We start from the raw sequence: 17,590 nt of genomic DNA, 5'->3' as shown, positions 1-17,590 counted from the left end.
TTCGTTTCGGGCGCCAGCGCGACTTCTCGGTCCGGACCGTTGCCGCACAAGCCAGTGTTAATCGAAGATTTATCTTGCCGTGAAAAATTGTGGCATCGCGGCCACACCGCGCATTCGCTGGGGAGCCACAAAAATGAGCCTGGACAGGGATTGGGATTCGATCCGGCCCGACCGCAGCTTTCGCGCCGCCGATGCGGGCATGGGCATATTGCGCGTCACGCTGCTGTTCGGGTCCGCCGCGGTGGCGCTGGCGCTGATCGCGACGCCTTTCCTCGACAGTCAGACGCGTTCGCAGTCGGCTCGCGACGTTTTTTCCGGCGGTCTCGACATGACGGCCACCGGTTCGATCAGCCATCGCGGCACCTATACGGTGCGCCGCAGCGTGCTGCAGGCGCAACCCGATTCGGTTTGCATCATCCGGTCGGACGGCAGGCGCAGCGGCGACTGCTGAGGGTTAACAGATTGCGGAAAGGCGACGGTTTCATCGCCTGTTAAGCCTTTGCCGTTAACCTTTCTTAACAGATTGGCGGTAAGGTCGGGGCCAGAGGGATTGAGGTCATGAAAGCAGTGCTACTGCGATTTCTGAAGGACGAGACCGGCGCCACGGCCGTCGAATATGGCCTGATCGTCACTGTATTGTCGCTGGCGATCGTTGCCGGCATCGGTCAGGTCTTCAACGCGATCACCTGGCTGTTCAGCGACAACGGCAGCAGGCTTGCGAACGCCTTCGCGCCCTGACCTGGCAGGCTGCGCCTGACCCCGATCATTGTCCGTCGGGAACCTCCAGTATTGTCTTCAGCGAGACCTTGGCCGAACCCGGCTTCAGTGGCTTTTGCTGCGAAGCGTCGGGCGCCCAGCCGGACATCCAGACGATCGAGAAACTTGCCCTGACGCGGCCGTCCGGATCGGAAAACCGTTCGGCGTAGATTTCCGCCGCGCGGGCAAACAGCCTGCGCGAGCCCGGCCGACGGCTGCGGTCGGCGAGCGCGCTGGTTTCGCCCATGGCACGCAGATCCGCCATCAGCGCGAACAGATCGGCATAGCGCACGGTGACCGTCTCGACGTCGGCGACCGGCAGCGCGAGGCCGGCGCGTTGCAGAAGCGCGCCGGCGTCGCGCACGTCGGTAAAAGGAACGACGCGCGGACTGGCGCCGCCATGGAGCTCGGTTTCGGCGGCAAGCAGGCTTTCGCGCAATTCCCCGAGCGTGCCGGCACCTGCAAACGCGCCAAGGAAGAGCCCGTCCGGCCGCAATGCGCGGCGGATCTGGATCAGCATGCCGGGTATGTCGTTCATCGCCTGCAGCGACAGAAGCGACACCGCAAGATCGAGGCTTTGCGGCTCGAAGGGTACTGTTTCCAGCGGGGCGACCAGGCCGGCGGCGCCGTTCAGGAAAGCCGCGTGCGTTTCGACGCGGACAATATCCGTCACCTTGCCGCTCCCGGCGAGCATTTCGGCTGCCGCAGGCGTCTGGCAGAACAGCACCGCTGCCTTGCCGAACTTGCGCTCGACGGCACCCAATCGGTCGGCAAGGTCCTCGGCGACGCGGTTCATGAGGAAATCGGCGCCGTCGACCGGATGGGCGAGCGCGCGCCGCTTGTGCGCCAGCCAGAGAGAAGTATCCATTATGGGCTGCAACTGGAAAATCCTTGTTTGTCCGCACCCCGATATAGTTGGTATACCCGGCGCGGAGCACCAACCACGTGGCCGATCCGATGCCCAAGATCAAGTCCGTCGAGATCAGGAGCCTGGCCCGGTCGGCCCTCGGCTGGCCGGCGCGTATCCTGTTTCCACCGGTCTGTGCGGGTTGCCGGCGGCATGTCTCGCAGCCCGGCGTGCTGTGCGGCGCCTGCTGGCCGAAGCTGCGGCTGCTGGAACGGCCCTGGTGCCCGGTCATGGGCACGCCGTTCACCCACCATATGGGCGAAGGGTTCCTGTCGGCGGAAGCCATAGCCGATCCGCCGCCCTTCGAGCGCGCGCGGGCAGCCGTCGCCTATTCCGGCGTCGCCCGCCAGATGGTGCAAGGGCTGAAATACCAGGACCGCACGGATCTCGGGCCATGGATGGCGCGCTGGATGGTGCGCGCGGGAGCCGATCTCATCGCCGAGGCGGACGTAGTGGTGCCGGTGCCGCTGCACTGGCGGCGTTTCTTGCGGCGGCGGTTCAACCAGTCGGCGGAACTGGCGCGGGCGGTTTGCGAGCTCAGCGGCCTGCCTTTCGCGCCCTCGGCCATGCGGCGCGTAAAGCTCACCCGTCAGCAGGTCGGTCTGGAGCGACAGGAGCGTGAGGAGAATGTACGGGCGGCCTTTCGGGTGCCGGTCGAGACGGAGATCGAGATTGCCGGCCGCAGGGTGCTGTTGATCGACGATGTCTACACCACCGGCGCCACCGTGCGCGCCGCCACCAAGGCGCTGAAAAGAGGAGGCGCGGCCGCGGTCGACGTGCTGACCTTTGCGCGTGTGCTGCCGGGGGACTTTCGGGCCGACGAGTCCGCCCCTATATAAGTCGGCAACGAACAGCGGAATCCGTCATGGCCGATGTCACCATCTACACCCGCATGATGTGCGGATACTGCACGGCAGCCAAGCGGCTTTTGGAGCGCAAGGGTGTCGCCTATACGGAGCACGACGCCTCCTTCTCGCCGGAACTGCGCCAGGAGATGATTTCGCGCGCTCACGGACGCGCGACTTTTCCGCAGATTTTCATCGGCGACACACATGTCGGCGGCTGCGACGACCTCCACGAACTGGAGGCAGAAGGCCGGCTGGACAAACTGCTCGCCAACGGCGCGACGATTTGAGGGGAATATGACGATGGGTGTTTTCAGGGCCGCTGCGATCCAGATGCGTTCGGGCGAGAGCCCCGAGCGCAATGCGGCCGATCTCGAACGGCTGGTGCGTGAAGCCGCGAGCCAGGGCGCCACCTACATCCAGACGCCGGAGATGACCGGGGCGCTGATCCGCGACAGGCAAGCGCGCGCCGCATCCTTCACGTCGCAGGACAAGGACATCATCGTTTCGACCGCGCACGGGCTGGCGCGCGAACTCGGCGTGTTCCTGCATATCGGCTCGACCGCCATCCTGCGCGCCGACGGCAAGCTCGCCAACCGCGCGCTGCTGTTCGGGCCGGACGGCGCCACGCTCGCGACCTACGACAAGATCCATATGTTCGACGTCGATCTCGACAATGGCGAGAGCTGGCGCGAATCCGCCGCTTACGAACCCGGCACCGAGGCTGTCGTCGCCGACATCGGCGGCGCGAAACTGGGTTTTGCGGTCTGCTATGACCTGCGTTTCCCGCAATTGTTCCGCGCCGAGGCGCTGGCCGGCGCCGACCTGCTTTCCGTACCCGCCGCCTTCACCCGCCAGACGGGCGAGGCGCACTGGCACGTACTGCTCAGGGCGCGCGCCATCGAGAACGGCGCCTATGTCGTGGCCGCCGCGCAAGGCGGCCTGCACGAGGACGGCCGCGAGACCTATGGCCATTCGCTGATCGTCGACCCGTGGGGCCGCATCATCGCCGAAGCCGCGCATGACGAACCGGCGGTGATCGTCGCCGAGATCGACCCGGCGCAGTCGGTCGCGGCCCGCAAGAAGATCCCCAACCTCAAAAATGCGCGGGATTTCGCCGTCAATGCCGGTTCGGGCGAGACGCCGCGTCTCAGGGGTGCCGCCTCTTGATCCGCTTTTCCCTAGTCTGCGAGCACGAGCACGAATTCGAAGGCTGGTTTCGCAGCAACGAAGATTTCGACACGCAGAAAAAGCGCGGCTTCGTCGATTGCCCGACCTGCGGCTCGCACAAGGTGCAGAAAGCCTTGATGGCGCCGGCGGTGTCGACGGCACGCAAGCAGGAAACGATAGCGCTCGCCATGGGCGAGGCGCAGAAGCAGGCTCTGGCGCAGCTGAAGGCAATGGCCGCGAAAGTGCGCGAGAATGCCGACTATGTCGGCGACAAGTTTGCCGAGGAAGCGCGCAAGATCCATTTCGGCGAAACCGACCCGCGCGGCATCTATGGCGAGGCGACGCTGGATGAGGCCAAGAGCCTGGCCGATGACGGCGTGGAATTCATGCCGATCCCGGTATTTCCCGACGACCGCAACTGAGCGATCAACTCACACTGCCGATCAGTTTCTCAAGCAGGCGGGCGAGCGTCTGCTGCTCGGCATTGGTTAGGCCCGCAAGTATCTTGTGCTCGTTGGCGACATGGGCACTGACAGCCTCATCAATTAGCGCGAGCCCCTTCTCGGTCAGCCGCACGACGAGGCCGCGCCGGTCGTTGGGGTGCGGCGCCCGCAGGATCAGTCCGGACGCTTCGAGCCGGTCGAGCCGGTTGGTCATGGCGCCGGACGTCACCATCGTCGCTTCATAGAGCGCGGTCGGTGTCAGCGCGTAGGGCGAACCTGAGCGGCGCAGCGTCGCCAGCACGTCGAATTCCCCCGACTGCAATCCAAAGCGCGCAAACAGCGGCGCGAGGCGTTCACGGGCGATAAGCGACGCCGCCTCGTTCAATCGCCCAAGCACGGCCATCGGCGAGACATCCAGATCCGGCCGTTCCCGTTTCCATTGTTCGATCGCCCGCGCTGCCCTGTCCATTGTCTTACCGCTATATATCTTGACGTTAAGCATCTTTGCGTTATCTTACCTCAAGATGCAATGCTGGCCAAGGGCCGCGTACGATAGGGCACGATCATGAAACTTCTCTGGGATTCGGCGCTCGGCCTGCTGGTCGTTACCGGCGGCCTGCTCGGCCTGACGCTGCCCTTCGGCAAGCTCGCCACCGCGGCAGGCGTGCCGGCCATGGTCTGGGCCTTCGTCATTTCGTTCGGTGCCGGCGGCGTGCTGCTATGCGCATTGCTGCTGCGCGGCCAGAGCATCCGGCTCAGTGCGCACAAATTGCGCTATTTCTTCGTCACCGCGGCGGTATCCTATGCCCTGCCCAATCTTCTGATGTTCTCCGCCATACCGCATCTTGGGGCCGGCTATACCGGCATCATGTTCACGCTGTCGCCCGTGATAACGCTGGTGTTCTCGATTCTGCTGCGTGTCCGGCGGCCCAACATGCTGGGAATAGCCGGCATCGCCGTCGGCTTCATCGGCGCCGTCATGGTGGCGCTGACGCGCGGCGAGGCCGGCCAGCCGGCCGATTTCTTCTGGGTGGTCATGGGATTGCTCATTCCCGTCAGTCTTGCCGCCGGCAACATCTACCGAACGGTCGACTGGCCGAAAGCGACTGGGCCGATCGAGCTTGCCGCCGGCAGCCATCTGGCGTCGGCCACGCTGTTGCTCGCCGGCATTCTCGCGCTGTTCGGCGTCAAGGCTTTCGCCCCGCTTGGCGCCGTGCCGCTGGTGGTCGTCGCGCAGGTCGCGTCGGCGTCGGCGATGTTCGCCTTCTTCTTCCGGCTGCAGGCGGTCGGCGGGCCGGTCTATCTCAGCCAGATCGGTTATGTGGCGGCCGCCGTCGGGCTGTTTGCCGGCACGATCTTCCTTGGCGAGCACTATCAATTGCTGACCTGGGCAGGCGCGGTCATCATTACCGCCGGCGTGTTCATCACCACCAGGGCGCAAAGCCAGAAAGCCTAATACATTCAGAGAGGCATACGCATTGCACTCGGCCGCCGCAGGCGGCGATGCCAGGCGGCAGTGATTGGTCAGACCGATGCTTTTTCCGCCAGCACCATGTAGTTGACGTCCATGTCCTTCGACCGCGACCAGCGGTCGGCCAGCGGGTTGTAGGTGACGCCGGTGCGGTCGATGACGGTCAGGCCGGCGCCGCCGAGCGCCTTTTCAAGCTCCTCCGGGCGCACCAGCTTGCCGAACTGGTGGGTCCCGCGCGGCAGCCAGCGCAACACGTATTCGGCGCCGATGATGGCCAGCCCCAGCGCCTTCAGCGTGCGGTTGATGGTGGCCACGAACATGATGCCGCCCGGCTTGACCATCTCGCCGCATTTGGCGACGAACAGGTCGATGTCGGCGACGTGCTCCACCACTTCCATGTTGAGGATGACGTCGAATTTTTCACCGGCATCGGCCAGGTCCTCGGCCGTCGTGGCGCGATAGTCGACGTTCACATTGCCCTCGGCCGCATGCAGTTTCGCCACCTCGATATTGGTCGCCGAAGCGTCGGCGCCGACCACTTCGGCGCCGAGCCGCGCCATCGGCTCGCACAAAAGGCCGCCGCCGCAGCCGATGTCGAGAAAGCGCAGGCCTTCGAACGGCCGCGCGGCGCGCGGGTCGCGGCCAAACCGCGCCGCCACCTGGTCGCGGATATAGGCGAGCCGGACCGGATTGAATTTGTGCAACGGGCGGAACTTGCCATTCGGGTTCCACCACTCGGCGGCAAGGGCGGAGAAGCGTTCCACTTCTCCGGCATCGATGGTCGATCGGCGGGGCTCTGGCATATGGCGGGTCTCCTCGAACGCTAGCAAGTCGGGTTCCCGGCCGGGAAAGTCAAGGCAGGTTTTTTCGCGTGCCGCCAGACGGACCGACAATGGCGTCGCGCGAGCCGGTATTGCCGGCCGCGATTTTGTCAGCACATGGCAGCTTGATCGGCTCGAGAGGGAAACAGGGCTGCTTTTGCGGACGAAGAGGAGGCATTGTCCTCAGACGGGAGTGCGACGATGCGGATCCTCGCTTCAGTCCTCTGGCGCCGGCTTGATCTCGAGGGCCACGACGCCTGCCTGCTTGCGGAAACCGAAGGCGGGCGAAGCCTTAAGGGCCAGGCGCTTTTTGTCCAGGACGGCAAACCGTGCAGCCTAGGCTATGAGGTGGATTGCGATGCCGGCTGGCGCACGCGCTCGGCGCGTGTCGACGGTTTTCTCGGCGTGGAAGCCCTGCACTACGAGATCGAGCGGCTTGCCGACGGTCAATGGACGCTGAACGGCACACGCCAGGCGGATGTCGCCGGTCTTGTCGATGTCGATCTCGGTTTCACGCCGGCTTCGAACCTGCTGGCAATCCGCCGTTTTGACCTTGGCGTCGGCAAGGCGACGCCCGCACCGGCGGCCTATCTCGCTTTTCCCGATTTCAGGCTCATGCGTCTCGACCAGACCTACCGGCGCCTCGACGCGGTCCGCTACGCCTATGCCGCGCCTGTGTTCGGCTACGATGCGGTGCTTGGTGTCTCGGCGTCCGGTTTCGTGTTCGACTATCCCGGCCTGTGGCGCAGCGTATCTTGATGTTCAGACGACGCCGGCCGGGAACGGCTCGCCCGACCTGACCTCAGCAGATCTCAAGACATAGCTGCGCCACCTCCCGTACGACGGAACCGAAATCATCTGGAGAGTACGACCATGGCATGACGCATGTCGACGCTAGCAGGGTCGATCGCCTGCATGGCGTCGCAATCGCCGATCTCGGCCATGATCCGCCCGGCCGCGGCGAGGGCCTGTTCCAAGCCCTGTCACCGCACGATCTCGATCCAACCGCCGCCATCGTCATGCCTGGCCAGATGCCGGCCAAGGAAACCCGGTTGCCGCACCAGCCAGTCGCTGACCAGGCCATTGGCGGCGACAAATCCCACCTCAGTCCCGGGCTTGAGCCGGAAACGGACGATTTCCAGGGTCTCGGTCATGATATCTCGTCCAGCTTGAGGTACGCGGACCAACCTATCACAGGGAATATGCCCGGATTGTCAGGAGGCTTGCGTCCGGCTGCAACTCCGGCAGGGATCGTTGTCGTCAGCCATCGCTTGCGAAATCTGGAGGTTTTGGCTAAGGAGGCCGCGCATTCAGCGGCCGGCGACAGTCGGGCGCTTTCTTCCGCTTCGGCGTTGAGCCGGCTTCAGTCAAAGGCATTTCGCTTCCATGGCGCGTATCGTGATGAAATTCGGCGGGACCTCCGTCGCCGACATCGCCCGCATCCGCAATGTGGCGCGTCACGTCAAGCGCGAGGTCGACGCCGGCCATGAGGTGGCGGTGGTGGTTTCGGCGATGGCCGGCAAGACCAACGAGTTGGTCCAATGGACGCGCGAAGCCTCGCCGATGCACGACGCGCGGGAATATGACGCCGTCGTGGCCTCAGGCGAGCAGGTGACGGCCGGCCTGCTGGCGATCACCTTGCAGAACATGGGCGTTCATGCGCGGTCCTGGCAGGGCTGGCAGATCCCGATCAAGACCGACAACGCGCATGGCGCGGCGCGTATCCTCGATATCGACGGCGCCTTCCTGGTCAAGCGCTTCGGCGAGGGACAGGTGGCTGTCATCGCCGGCTTCCAGGGCATCGGCCCGGACAATCGCATCGCCACGCTCGGGCGCGGCGGCTCCGACACCAGCGCCGTAGCCATCGCCGCGGCGGTCAAGGCCGATCGTTGCGATATCTACACCGACGTCGACGGGGTCTACACCACTGATCCGCGTATCGAGCCCAAGGCGCGCCGGCTGGCCAAGATATCGTTCGAGGAAATGCTTGAAATGGCCTCGCTCGGCGCCAAGGTTCTGCAGGTGCGTTCGGTCGAGCTTGCCATGGTGCACAGGGTGCGTACCTTCGTGCGGTCGTCTTTCGACGATCCCGATGCGCCCGGAATGGGGGATTTGCTCAATCCTCCGGGAACGCTTATTTGCGACGAGGAAGAGATCGTGGAACAGCAGGTCGTCACCGGAATTGCCTATGCCAAGGACGAAGCGCAGATTTCGCTGCGCCGCGTCGGCGATCGGCCGGGCGTCGCCGCCGGCATCTTCGGCCCGCTGGCCGAGGCCAACATCAATGTCGACATGATCGTCCAGAACATTTCCGAGGACGGCAAGTTCACCGACATGACCTTCACCGTACCGTCCGGCGACGTCGACAAGGCGCTTGCCGTGCTCGACCGGCTGAAGGCCGAGGTCGGCTACGATGTCGTGCAGTCGGAAGCCGGCATGTCGAAGGTTTCGGTCATCGGCATCGGCATGCGCAGCCATGCCGGCGTCGCCGCCACAGCCTTCAAGGCGTTGGCCGACCGTTCGATCAACATCCGCGCCATCACGACCTCCGAGATCAAGATTTCGATACTGATCGACGGTCCGTACACGGAACTGGCGGTTCGTACTTTGCATTCCGTCTACGGTCTGGATAAGCAGTAGCCAGACTGATTTGAGTTGCGTGTGCGCCGGCCGCGGTGGAAACTGAGGCGGGCAAAATGCCCATTGGAGAAGAAGCCGCGATGCGTGACCCGGCCAGTGGCCCGCGCGTTCTGCTGAAACGGCTCCGCGAGCTCATGCAGGAGCCGCTGGAGCCGCAGGAGCGGCTCGACCGGATCGTGCGCGACATCGCCTCCAACATGGTTGCCGAGGTCTGCTCGCTTTATGTGCTGCGCTCCGATTCGGTGCTCGAACTCTACGCCACCGAAGGTTTGAACCCCAACGCCGTCCACCTGGCACAGCTGCGGCTGGGCCAGGGCCTGGTCGGCACGATCGCCGCCAGCGCGCGGCCGCTCAACCTGTCCAACGCGCAGGAACACCCGGCCTTCGCCTACCTGCCGGAGACCGGCGAGGAGATCTACAATTCCTTCCTCGGCGTGCCGGTGCTGCGGGCAGGGCGCACGCTCGGCGTGCTGGTGGTGCAGAACAAGACCATGCGCCACTACCGCGACGACGAGGTCGAGGCGCTGGAAACGACGGCGATGGTCATCGCCGAGATGATCGCCACCGGCGACCTGGCGCGGCTGACCCGGCCGGGCCTCGAGCTCGACCTGCGCCGCCCTGTGAGTTTCACCGGCCTGTCCTTCAACGACGGCGTCGGGCTTGGCCACGTCGTGCTGCACGAGCCGCGCATCGTCGTCACCAATCTGTTCAACGAGGACAGCGAGGAAGAGGTCCGGCGGCTCGACGCCTCGCTCGGCTCCCTCAGGCTCTCCATCGACGACATGCTGGAGCGTCGCGACGTTGCCTTCGAAGGCGAACATCGCCAGGTGCTGGAAGCCTACCGCATGTTCGCCAACGACCGCGGCTGGGTGCGCCGCCTGGAAGAGGCGATCCGCAACGGCCTGACGGCCGAGGCGGCGGTGGAAAAGGTGCAGAGCGACATGCGAGCCCGCATGCTGCACATGACCGATCCATATCTGCGCGAGCGGATGAGCGATTTCGACGATCTCGCCAACCGGCTGCTGCGCCAGCTGATGGGGCGCGGCCCGGAGGACGTCGCCGCCTCCTTGCCGAAGGACGCCATCATCGTCGCCCGCTCGATGGGCGCGGCCGAACTGCTCGATTATCCCCGGGACAAGCTGCGCGGGCTGGTGCTCGAGGATGGCGCTGCCACCAGCCACGTCGTGATCGTCGCGCGCGCCATGGGAATTCCGGTCGCCGGCCAGATGAAGGGCGCCGTTTCCATGGCGGAAAACGGCGATGCCATCATCGTCGACGGCGAAGAGGGCGCGATCCATCTGCGGCCGCAGTCCGACCTCGAAGCCGCCTACGCCGAAAAGGTGCGTTTTCGCGCGCGCCGGCAGGAAGTCTATCGCGAGCTGCGCAAGAAGCCGTCGACGACCAAGGACGGCGTCCAGGTCGATCTGTTGATGAATGCCGGGCTTGCCGTCGACCTGCCGCAATTGGCCGAGGCGGGTGCGGCCGGCATCGGCCTGTTCCGCACCGAACTGCAGTTCATGGTCGCTTCTACCTTCCCCCGCGCCGAGGCTCAGGAGAAACTCTATCGCGACGTGCTCGAGGCGGCGCGCGGCAAGCCGGTCACCTTCCGCACCATCGACATTGGCGGCGACAAGGTGCTGCCCTACTTCAAGGGCTCGATCCAGGAAGAGAATCCAGCGCTTGGCTGGCGGGCAATCCGCCTCACCCTCGACCGGCCGGGATTGCTGCGCACCCAGATCCGCGCCTTGCTCAAGGCCAGCGGCGGGCGCGAGCTCAAGCTGATGCTGCCGATGGTGACCGAGCTCGGCGAGATCGCCCAGGCGCGCGAGATCATCGACCGCGAGGTGCGGCACCTCTCGCGCTTCGCCCATCACCTGCCGACCAGCCTCAAGCTGGGCGCCATGCTGGAAGTGCCGTCGCTGCTGTTCCAGCTCGACGAATTGATGAAGGCGGTCGACTTCGTCTCGGTGGGTTCGAACGATCTGTTCCAGTTCGTCATGGCGGTCGATCGCGGCAACACGCAACTGGCCAACCGCTTCGATACGTTATCGACGCCGTTCCTGCGCGTGCTCAAGCAGATCGCCGATGCCGGCGCCCGCAATCACACGCCAGTGACCCTGTGCGGCGAACTCGCCGGCAAGCCGATCTCGGCGATGGCGCTGGTCGGTCTCGGTTTCCGCTCGATCTCGATGTCGCCGGCCTCCATCGGTCCGGTCAAGGCCATGCTGACGGAATTGCCGCTAAGCGAGTTGCAGGCGTTCTTCGACGACAATCTGATGGCGCCGGCGCAGGGGCTGCCGATGCGGGCGCTGCTGCAGGCCTTTGCCGACGATCGCTCCATTCCCCTGTAGCCTTTGCCATGATCAATCTTCCCCGCGACCGCATGGACCAAGTCGTCAAACGTTTCGAGATGCTCGAAGCGCAGATGTCGGCCGGGCCGGCGCCGGACGCCTATGTGCGGATGGCGTCGGAATATGCCGAAATCCAGGACATGGTTGCCAAGGTCAGGGCGCTGCGCGAGGCCGAGCATGAGCAGGCCGACCTCGAAGCGATGCTTGCCGACAAGGGCACCGATGCCGAGATGCGGGCGTTGGCCGAGGCCGACCTGCCGGGCGTGGAGAAACGCATCGAGGCGCTGCAAAAGGACATCCAGATCCTGCTTCTGCCCAGGGATGCCGCAGACGACAAGAATGCCATCCTCGAAATCCGCGCCGGCACCGGCGGCGACGAGGCTGCACTCTTCGCCGGCGACCTGTTTCGCATGTATGAGCGCTACGCCGCCGCGCGCGGCTGGCGGTTCGAGACGGTGTCGGCCAGCGATGGCGATGCCGGCGGCTTCAAGGAAATCATCGCCACGATTTCCGGCAAGGGTGTCTTTGCCCATCTGAAATTCGAATCCGGCGTGCACCGCGTGCAGCGCGTGCCGGCGACCGAGGCGAGCGGCCGCATCCACACCTCGGCAGCGACGGTCGCCGTGCTGCCGGAGGCCGAAGAGGTCGATATCGACATCAGGGCCGAAGATATCCGCATCGACACGATGCGCGCCTCGGGTTCCGGCGGCCAGCATGTCAACACCACCGATTCGGCGGTTCGCATCACCCATTTGCCGACCGGCATCATGGTGGTGCAGGCGGAAAAGTCGCAGCACCAGAACCGGGCCAAGGCCATGCAGATCCTGCGGGCGCGGCTCTATGACATGGAGCGCAGCAAGGCGGACGAGGAGCGCTCGGAATCGCGCAAGTCACAGGTCGGCTCCGGCGACCGCTCGGAGCGCATCCGCACCTATAATTTCCCGCAAGGCCGCGTCACCGACCACCGCATCAACCTGACGCTTTACAAGCTCGACCGGGTGATGATGGGCGAGCTCGACGAAGTCATCGACGCGCTGATCGCCGACCATCAGTCGAAGCTGCTGGCCGATATCGGCCTTGATGGCTGACCATCTGCCCGAGACGCTGGGAGCGCTGCTGCGGGAAGCACGGGCCAGGCTTGCCGCCGCCGCCGTCGATGATCCGGCGCTCGACGCGAGGCTGCTGGTCGAACATTTCTCCGGCACGACGCGCACGCAGGCCATTGCCGATCCCGAGCGCAAGGTGGCTGCCGGCGCGCTTGCCCAGATCGACGCGGCCCTGAGACGGCGAGCCGGCGGCGAGCCGGTGCACCGCATCCTCGGCTATCGGGAATTCCATGGTCTGCGCCTGTCATTGTCCCCGGAAACGCTGGAGCCGCGGCCGGACACCGAAACGCTTGTCGAAGCGGTGCTGCCCTTCGTCAAGGCGACAGCAGCGCGGGAGGGCGAGTGCCGCATCCTCGATCTCGGCACCGGCACGGGCGCCATCGCCCTGGCGCTGCTCAGCGCCGTACCGGCCGCGATTGCCACCGGCGTCGATATTTCGGCGGGCGCGTTGGCGACGGCGACCCGCAATGCCGGGCAATTCGGGCTTGGCGACCGGTTCACGGCGCTCCAGTCGGACTGGTTTGAAAAAGTTTCTGGCCGATACCATGTAATTGCCGCAAACCCTCCCTATATACCGTCGGAAGGCATTGGAAATCTGCAGGACGAAGTCCGCGATTTCGACCCGCGCCTAGCCTTGGATGGCGGCGCGGACGGGCTGAACCCCTACAGGATCATCGCCGCCGAGGCGGCAAGGTTTTTGGAAGCCGAAAGCAGGATCGCGGTCGAGGTCGGCCACACGCAACGCATCGAGGTCAGTGATATATTCCGAACGGCCGGATATGCGGTCGGCGGGATGTTTAAGGACCTTGGCGGAAACGACAGGGTTCTTGTCTTTCACCGGGGAAAGCCTTGACGCAGTGCGAAAAAAGCGCTTGGCAATGCCGGGGAATGCGGCTAGGGTCGCGTCAACCGGATGAGACGAAGCAGGCAGTGCTCTTAGCGATTCGGTTCCCTTGGAAATAGCTGCCTTCTTGCGCAAACGACGCCCAAGCTTCGTGCGGGAATCGTCCGGCAAGTGATGTAACCGGAACAGGATGGCACGTGGCGCCAACGCAATCGATGCGGGCGAACGCCGGTGAAGAAACGAAACGGCTGGCTGCATGAGCGCCTCCGTTCGTGACGAGTTTTCGAAAATTTCAAAATGAAGAGAGTCGAATGAGGCCACAACAGCAGAACAGGCGCATGCGCGGTCGCAACAACAATGGCGGCGGCGGTAACAACAATAACAACAACAACAACCGCAAGGGGCCAAATCCCCTGACGCGCAACTACGAGAGCAACGGTCCGGACGTGAAAATCCGCGGATCGGCTCAGCAGATCGCCGAAAAATACGCCACCCTCGCTCGTGACGCGCAAAGCTCCGGCGACCGGGTCATGGCGGAGAACTATCTCCAGCACGCCGAACATTACAATCGCATCATCGCGGCCGCGCAGGCACAGATGCCGATCCAGAACGTGCAGCAGAATCGCGACGATTTCGACGATGACGGCGATGAGGATCGCGACGAGTTCGAGAATGCCGGCAATGCTGGCAGCAACATTTCGGATGTGCCGGTTCCGGTGATCAACCATGGCGCCGGTCCGCAGCCTGTTGTCGAAGGCATGCCGGCCGAGGTCGCGCTGAACCGGGAAACGGGCCGAGATAATCGGGACAATGGCGGGCGCAACAATGGCGGGCGCCATCGCGATCGCCGCCCCAATGGCGGTTACGGCCAGAACGCCCAGCGCGACTATGGTTCGTCCGCCGAGCAAGGCGGCCAGCAGCAGCCAAGCGAGGCCCCGACCCAGGCAGAAGCAGGCTCGCCAGCCGAGACCGTTGCGGCAGCCGAGCCTGCCCCGCTGTTCGAGCATCTTTCGCCGGCAGATCTGGCCGCCCAGGCCGAGCGCAACGAGGCGGCCGCCGAGAGCGGTGCCGCCCGTCGCCCGAGGCGCCCGCGCCGTCCGCGCGCCAATGCCGATCAGGCTCAAGGCGGCAACGACACTGCCGATGCGGGCGAGGTGACCACGGCTCCGGTCGACAGCGGCAACGCCGAACCCGTAAATGTCGACATCGACAACTGATCGAACGGTATTTCACGACTTGAACGGCGGAGAGCAATCTCCGCCGTTTTCGTTTGCGCGGCCGCGGAATATTATGCTTTGACCGACATCAAGGCGTCTTGAGACGGCATGGACCACATACCATATCTCGGCTGAACGGGATCCGGCTCGAATGAGCGGGTCCGTCACCGCAATCTGATCCGGTGCCGCGAAGCGGGCCGGTGATGGAAGGAGACAGATATGAACCTCGAGAAATACTCCGAGCGCGTGCGCGGCTTCATCCAGTCCGCGCAGACCATGGCGCTCTCGCGCAATCACCAGCAATTCACTCCCGAACATATCCTGAAAGTACTCGTCGACGACGACGAGGGTTTGGCCGCGTCGTTGATCGAGCGCGCCGGCGGCAGCGTCCGCGACGTCAAGCTTGGCGTCGAAACGGCGCTCGAGGCGATGCCCAAGGTGGAAGGCGGCAACGGCCAGCTGTATCTCGCGCAACCTCTGGCCAAGGTGTTTTCGACAGCCGAGGACGTGGCCAAGAAGGCCGGCGACAGCTTTGTCACCGTCGAGCGTCTGCTGACGGCGCTCGCGGTCGAGAAGTCGGCCAAGACCGCCGAAATCCTGGCCAAGGCCGGCGTCACGCCACAGGCGCTCAACCAGGTCATCAATGACGTCCGCAAGGGCCGCACCGCCGATTCGGCGAGTGCCGAACAGGGCTATGACGCGCTGAAGAAATACGCGCGCGACCTCACCGCCGACGCCCGCTCCGGCAAGCTCGATCCGGTCATCGGCCGTGACGACGAGATCCGCCGCACCATCCAGGTGCTGTCGCGCCGCACCAAGAACAATCCGGTACTGATCGGCGAGCCCGGCGTCGGCAAAACGGCGATCGCCGAAGGCCTGGCGCTGCGCATCGTCAATGGCGACGTGCCGGAATCGCTGAAAGACAAGCAGCTGATGGCGCTCGACATGGGTGCGCTGATCGCCGGCGCCAAATATCGCGGCGAATTCGAGGAGCGGCTCAAGGCAGTGCTTTCGGAAGTTACCGCCGCCGCCGGTGGGATCATCCTGTTCATCGACGAGATGCACACGCTGGTCGGTGCCGGCAAGGCGGAAGGTGCTATGGATGCGTCCAACCTCTTGAAGCCGGCGCTGGCGCGCGGTGAATTGCACTGCGTTGGCGCGACCACGCTGGACGAATATCGCAAGCATGTCGAGAAGGACGCGGCCCTTGCCCGCCGCTTCCAGCCCGTCTTCGTCGACGAGCCGACGGTGGAAGACACCGTCTCGATCCTGCGCGGCTTGAAGGAGAAGTACGAGCAGCACCACAAGGTGCGTATCTCCGACTCGGCGCTGGTGGCGGCGGCGACGCTGTCCAATCGCTACATCGCCGATCGCTTCCTGCCGGACAAGGCGATCGACCTGGTCGACGAGGCCGCCTCGCGGCTGAGGATGCAGGTCGATTCCAAGCCGGAGGCGCTGGACGAGATCGACCGCCGCATCATGCAGCTCAAGATCGAGCGCGAGGCGCTGAAGGTCGAGACGGACGATGCGTCGAAGGACCGGCTCGCCCGCCTGGAAAAGGAACTCTCCGGCCTTGAGGAGGAATCGACCGAGATCACCGCCAAATGGCAGGCCGAGAAGCAGAAGCTCGGGCTCGCCGCCGACCTCAAGAAGCAGCTCGACGAGGCCCGCAACGAACTGGCCATTGCCCAGCGCAAGGGTGAGTTCCAGCGCGCCGGCGAACTCGCCTATGGCAAGATCCCGGAGCTGGAAAAGAAGCTCAGGGAAGCCGAGACGCAGGACGGCAAGGCCGGCATGGTCGAAGAGGTGGTCACCCCGGATCACGTCGCCCATATCGTCTCGCGGTGGACCGGTATTCCGGTCGACAAGATGCTCCAGGGCGAACGCGACAAGCTGTTGCGCATGGAAGACGAGATCGGCAAGCGCGTCGTCGGCCAGGGCGAAGCGGTGCAGGCGGTATCGAAAGCCGTGCGTCGTGCACGTGCCGGCCTGCAGGATCCGAACCGACCGATCGGCTCGTTCATGTTCCTCGGACCGACGGGCGTCGGCAAGACCGAACTGACCAAGGCGCTGGCGAACTTCCTGTTCGACGACGAGAGCGCGATGGTGCGCATCGACATGTCGGAGTTCATGGAGAAGCACTCGGTCGCGCGGCTGCTCGGCGCGCCTCCCGGCTATGTCGGTTATGAGGAGGGCGGTGCGCTGACCGAAGCGGTGCGGCGCCGGCCCTATCAGGTCGTGCTGTTCGACGAGATCGAGAAGGCGCACCCGGATGTCTTCAACGTGCTGTTGCAAGTGCTCGATGACGGCCGCCTGACCGACGGCCAGGGCCGCACCGTCGATTTCCGCAACACGCTGATCATCATGACGTCCAACCTCGGCGCTGAATATCTGGTCAATCTCCGCGACGACCAGGATGTCGACGCCGTGCGCGACGAGGTGATGGGCGTCGTCAGGGCATCGTTCCGGCCGGAGTTCCTCAACCGTGTCGACGAGGTGATCCTGTTCCACCGGCTGCGCCGGCAGGATATGGGCCGCATCGTCGAAATCCAGCTCAAGCGGCTGGAGAACTTGCTGACCGACCGCAAGATCACGCTTGCGCTGGACCAGGAGGCGATCGACTGGCTGGCCGCCAAGGGGTACGACCCCGCCTATGGCGCGCGGCCGCTGAAGCGGGTGATGCAGAAGGACTTGCAGGATCCGCTGGCGGAAAAGATCCTGCTCGGCGACATCCTGGACGGCTCGACCGTCAAGGTGACGGCCGGCTCCGACCGGCTGAATTTCCGCTCGAAGCCGACGATCGTCGCGGCCGCGGCCGCGGGCGGGTTAAGTGGCCGGGGGGGGGGGGGGGGGGGGGGGGGGGGGGGGGGGGCGGGGGGGGGCGGGGGGGGGGGGGGCGGGGGGGGGGGGGGGGGGGCGGGGGGGGGGGGGGGCGGGGGGGGGGGGGGGGGGGGGGGGGGGGGTGGGGGGGGGGGGGGGGGGGGGGGGGGGGGGGGGGGGGGGGGGGGGGGGGGGGGGG

At 65.1% G+C, this 17,590-nt stretch carries 19 protein-coding genes; 14 read left to right on the top strand and 5 right to left on the bottom strand.

Annotated features, from left to right (window positions below; all coding sequences use genetic code 11):
• Window positions 1-133: 133 nt before the first annotated feature.
• Both NKJ26_RS27805 and NKJ26_RS27800 read left to right on the top strand, forming a co-directional pair.
• Window positions 134-451 carry a hypothetical protein gene (locus NKJ26_RS27805; RefSeq protein WP_352607259.1) on the top strand — a complete coding sequence of 106 codons (318 nt, stop codon included), beginning with the start codon at window positions 134-136 and terminating at the stop codon, window positions 449-451.
• 107 nt (window positions 452-558) lie between these two features.
• Complete coding sequence (locus tag NKJ26_RS27800) at window positions 559-738, top strand: Flp family type IVb pilin (RefSeq protein ID WP_352607261.1); 180 nt, start codon at window positions 559-561, stop codon at window positions 736-738.
• Window positions 739-763: 25 nt separating this feature from the next.
• Here the strand turns inward: NKJ26_RS27800 and NKJ26_RS27795 are convergent, their stop codons facing one another.
• Complete coding sequence (locus NKJ26_RS27795) at window positions 764-1,636, bottom strand: methyltransferase domain-containing protein (RefSeq protein ID WP_352698535.1); 873 nt, start codon at window positions 1,634-1,636, stop codon at window positions 764-766.
• A gap of 65 nt (window positions 1,637-1,701) precedes the next feature.
• Between NKJ26_RS27795 and NKJ26_RS27790 the strand changes: the two genes are divergently transcribed.
• The 4 genes from NKJ26_RS27790 to NKJ26_RS27775 are packed head-to-tail and all read left to right on the top strand — an operon-like array spanning window position 1,702 to window position 4,100.
• Window positions 1,702-2,502 (top strand): ComF family protein, encoded by an 801-nt coding sequence (locus NKJ26_RS27790; protein WP_352698533.1) that lies wholly within the window; start codon window positions 1,702-1,704, stop codon window positions 2,500-2,502.
• Between the two features lie 26 nt (window positions 2,503-2,528).
• On the top strand, window positions 2,529-2,798 hold the full coding sequence (grxC, locus tag NKJ26_RS27785; protein WP_352698531.1) for a glutaredoxin 3: 270 nt from the start codon (window positions 2,529-2,531) through the stop codon (window positions 2,796-2,798).
• Between the two features lie 13 nt (window positions 2,799-2,811).
• Window positions 2,812-3,678 carry a carbon-nitrogen hydrolase family protein gene (locus NKJ26_RS27780; protein ID WP_352698529.1) on the top strand — a complete coding sequence of 289 codons (867 nt, stop codon included), beginning with the start codon at window positions 2,812-2,814 and terminating at the stop codon, window positions 3,676-3,678.
• Window positions 3,675-4,100 carry a DUF1178 family protein gene (locus NKJ26_RS27775; protein ID WP_352698527.1) on the top strand — a complete coding sequence of 142 codons (426 nt, stop codon included), beginning with the start codon at window positions 3,675-3,677 and terminating at the stop codon, window positions 4,098-4,100. The genes NKJ26_RS27780 and NKJ26_RS27775 overlap by 4 nt, the downstream gene beginning before the upstream one ends.
• Window positions 4,101-4,104: 4 nt before the next feature.
• On the opposite strand, the gene NKJ26_RS27770 is transcribed toward NKJ26_RS27775, so the two are convergent.
• Window positions 4,105-4,590: a MarR family winged helix-turn-helix transcriptional regulator gene (locus tag NKJ26_RS27770; RefSeq protein WP_352607271.1), complete on the bottom strand. Its 486-nt coding sequence runs from the start codon at window positions 4,588-4,590 to the stop codon at window positions 4,105-4,107.
• 96 nt (window positions 4,591-4,686) lie between these two features.
• Between NKJ26_RS27770 and NKJ26_RS27765 the strand changes: the two genes are divergently transcribed.
• Entirely contained in the window at window positions 4,687-5,577 is an 891-nt protein-coding gene (locus NKJ26_RS27765; protein ID WP_352698525.1) for a DMT family transporter, read from the top strand.
• Between the two features lie 68 nt (window positions 5,578-5,645).
• On the opposite strand, the gene ubiG is transcribed toward NKJ26_RS27765, so the two are convergent.
• Window positions 5,646-6,395 (bottom strand): bifunctional 2-polyprenyl-6-hydroxyphenol methylase/3-demethylubiquinol 3-O-methyltransferase UbiG, encoded by a 750-nt coding sequence (ubiG, locus tag NKJ26_RS27760; protein WP_352607275.1) that lies wholly within the window; start codon window positions 6,393-6,395, stop codon window positions 5,646-5,648.
• A gap of 219 nt (window positions 6,396-6,614) precedes the next feature.
• Between ubiG and NKJ26_RS27755 the strand changes: the two genes are divergently transcribed.
• Complete coding sequence (locus NKJ26_RS27755) at window positions 6,615-7,172, top strand: putative glycolipid-binding domain-containing protein (RefSeq protein WP_352698523.1); 558 nt, start codon at window positions 6,615-6,617, stop codon at window positions 7,170-7,172.
• 95 nt (window positions 7,173-7,267) lie between these two features.
• Here the strand turns inward: NKJ26_RS27755 and NKJ26_RS27750 are convergent, their stop codons facing one another.
• Both NKJ26_RS27750 and NKJ26_RS27745 read right to left on the bottom strand, forming a co-directional pair.
• A complete protein-coding gene (locus NKJ26_RS27750) occupies window positions 7,268-7,390 on the bottom strand; it encodes a hypothetical protein (protein ID WP_352698521.1) in 123 nt (40 codons plus the stop codon).
• Window positions 7,391-7,396: 6 nt separating this feature from the next.
• Window positions 7,397-7,567, bottom strand: a complete 171-nt coding sequence (locus tag NKJ26_RS27745) for a hypothetical protein (protein WP_352698519.1) — start codon at window positions 7,565-7,567, stop codon at window positions 7,397-7,399.
• A 232-nt stretch (window positions 7,568-7,799) separates the two neighbouring features.
• Here NKJ26_RS27745 and NKJ26_RS27740 point away from each other — a divergent pair, with 232 nt between their 5' ends.
• From NKJ26_RS27740 to clpB, 6 genes are all read left to right on the top strand, one after another.
• A complete protein-coding gene (locus NKJ26_RS27740; protein ID WP_027023235.1) occupies window positions 7,800-9,053 on the top strand; it encodes an aspartate kinase in 1,254 nt (417 codons plus the stop codon).
• 80 nt (window positions 9,054-9,133) lie between these two features.
• Window positions 9,134-11,404: a phosphoenolpyruvate--protein phosphotransferase gene (gene ptsP, locus NKJ26_RS27735; RefSeq protein WP_352607291.1), complete on the top strand. Its 2,271-nt coding sequence runs from the start codon at window positions 9,134-9,136 to the stop codon at window positions 11,402-11,404.
• A gap of 8 nt (window positions 11,405-11,412) precedes the next feature.
• Window positions 11,413-12,492, top strand: a complete 1,080-nt coding sequence (prfA, locus tag NKJ26_RS27730; RefSeq protein ID WP_352607281.1) for a peptide chain release factor 1 — start codon at window positions 11,413-11,415, stop codon at window positions 12,490-12,492.
• Window positions 12,485-13,363: a peptide chain release factor N(5)-glutamine methyltransferase gene (prmC, locus tag NKJ26_RS27725; protein WP_352698517.1), complete on the top strand. Its 879-nt coding sequence runs from the start codon at window positions 12,485-12,487 to the stop codon at window positions 13,361-13,363. The genes prfA and prmC overlap by 8 nt, the downstream gene beginning before the upstream one ends.
• Before the next feature lie 302 nt (window positions 13,364-13,665).
• Window positions 13,666-14,571: a DUF4167 domain-containing protein gene (locus NKJ26_RS27720; protein WP_352698516.1), complete on the top strand. Its 906-nt coding sequence runs from the start codon at window positions 13,666-13,668 to the stop codon at window positions 14,569-14,571.
• Between the two features lie 219 nt (window positions 14,572-14,790).
• The coding region (gene clpB, locus NKJ26_RS27715; protein WP_352698514.1) for an ATP-dependent chaperone ClpB at window positions 14,791-17,590 on the top strand (2,800 nt) is incomplete at its 3' end.

This window comes from Mesorhizobium sp. M0152 (genome assembly GCF_040322415.1).
Classification (GTDB): domain Bacteria; phylum Pseudomonadota; class Alphaproteobacteria; order Rhizobiales; family Rhizobiaceae; genus Mesorhizobium.
This window is presented reverse-complemented; position numbering and strand designations above follow the sequence as displayed.